Raw genomic sequence first — 1653 nt, 5'->3', positions numbered from 1 at the left:
AGCTTGAGGTTGTTGCGCATCTTCTTGTCGGGCTTGAACACCTTGAGGGCGATGCCGATAACTATAACCATCAGCAGTCCGTAGCCCGCGTCTGAGAACATCATTCCGAAGAAGAAGTAGAAGAAGAACGCGAGCAGCGGCGTCGGGTCGAGGTCGCCCTTGCCGGGCGGTGAGTACATCGTCAGAATGCCCTGGGCGGGCTCGGCGAATTTGTTGTTTTTGAGCTTTACGGGAGCGTCGTCGCCGGCGTCCTCAAAGTCCACGGTACACGTCGCTACTCTCTCGCACAGCTCTCTGAGCTTCTCGCAGTCGTCCTCGGGGACATAGCCCTCGATGATAAAGACGTGCTTTGAGTGGTCTATACTGTTGATCACGCTGTACTTGTCCGCCCTGATGCGGAAGTAGTCCTGCGTGGTTTTGATATCCTCGCGCCTGGGGACCAAGGACTTTATCTCGTCCTCCGCCATTTCGTTTTCGAGCCTGAGGCGTTCGCTCTTTTCGCGGAGCCTTTCCGCCTTGACCTTCGGGATCTTGCTCGTGGCGCCCATAGGTCTTGCGAATCCGAGAGCTCTCAGCGCGTCCTCAGCCATTATCTTCTGACTTATGGGGACGAAGATGACGGCGCAGGTCATCGCTTCCTCGGTGTGCTCGATCTCCGTTACGAATTCGAGCTTCGGGTTTTCCGCCGCTATCGCTTCCTTGAGAGATGTTTCGGTGTACTGCTCCGGGAAGGCGCCGACAAAGACGGCGGTGGATCTGGTTTCTGTTGTGTTGAGCGGGATATCGAGCTTTTGCCAAGCCTCGAGCTGCACGAGCTGAGTCGCGATCCTCGTTCTCTCGGCGGAGTTGTCGCTGCGTTTTTTGTCGAGCTCACTTAGCCGCTTGCAGACAGAGATGACCTCGCCGGACTTTGAGGCGATCACTCCGATCTCGTCGGGGTCGACCTCGCGCCGTCCCTTGAGCGACGAGAGCATTCCGCCCTTCTCGGGGGAAACGCTGTCGAGTATCTTCAGCGCCTGCTCGGTGAGGGTGACGTTGCGCTCAAAGACCTGCATCGGCCGGCTCATATCGACGCGCTCAAAACCGTCGCGGGATTTTTCGACCTTTCTTATCTGGACGAGAGCGCTGTCCTGCAAGTGCTCGAGCAGCCGCTTTCTGTCCTGACGCAGGGCGACGATCCTGACGGTTTTCATTTTTACCTTTGCCAAATAGCTTCACCACACTTTTGATGATAGTTTAGTTTTGTAATGTTAACGCAGAATCGCTTCCGCCGCGTCGCGGACGACTCTGCCGCGGTTCTTCGCGGCTGCGGCAGATATCTCCGCACACTGCGAGCCTGCCGAATCGCGGGCTTTTTCAAGCTCCTTTTCGGCGTCCGCCCTAGCCTGGGCAAGAGCGTTTTCGCATCTTTCGCGGGCAGCCTGTTCGCGCTTCTCAATCAGCGCTGCAGCGTCCTTTTTTGCCTGCGCGGCACGCTCCTGAGCGTCCGCTTTTGCCTGTGCCTCACGCTCGCCGCATTCTTCCTCGGCGGCGCGTATAGCGTCCAATATATCCTTAGCCATAGTCTCTCCTTTCCGTAAGATGAAGGGAATGCTTACGATTGTTAATCGTTGACTGACCTATATAATAATAAATATACCACATTTTAACGGA

The 1653-nt window shown here is 56.0% G+C and carries 2 protein-coding genes; both read right to left on the bottom strand.

The window, feature by feature from the left end:
- Window positions 1–1208, bottom strand: a 1208-nt coding sequence (locus tag KQI64_RS08070) for a V-type ATPase 116kDa subunit family protein (protein WP_301282427.1), incomplete at its 3' end; no start/stop codon positions are given.
- A gap of 42 nt (window positions 1209–1250) precedes the next feature.
- Window positions 1251–1562 carry a hypothetical protein gene (locus tag KQI64_RS08065; protein ID WP_216524182.1) on the bottom strand — a complete coding sequence of 104 codons (312 nt, stop codon included), beginning with the start codon at window positions 1560–1562 and terminating at the stop codon, window positions 1251–1253.
- Window positions 1563–1653: the final 91 nt, after the last annotated feature.

The organism is Lachnoclostridium sp. MSJ-17, assembly GCF_018918205.1.
Taxonomy (GTDB): domain Bacteria; phylum Bacillota; class Clostridia; order Oscillospirales; family Acutalibacteraceae; genus Ruminococcoides.
The sequence above is the reverse complement of the archived record's forward strand: the minus strand, read 5'-3'. Positions and strand labels throughout refer to the sequence as shown.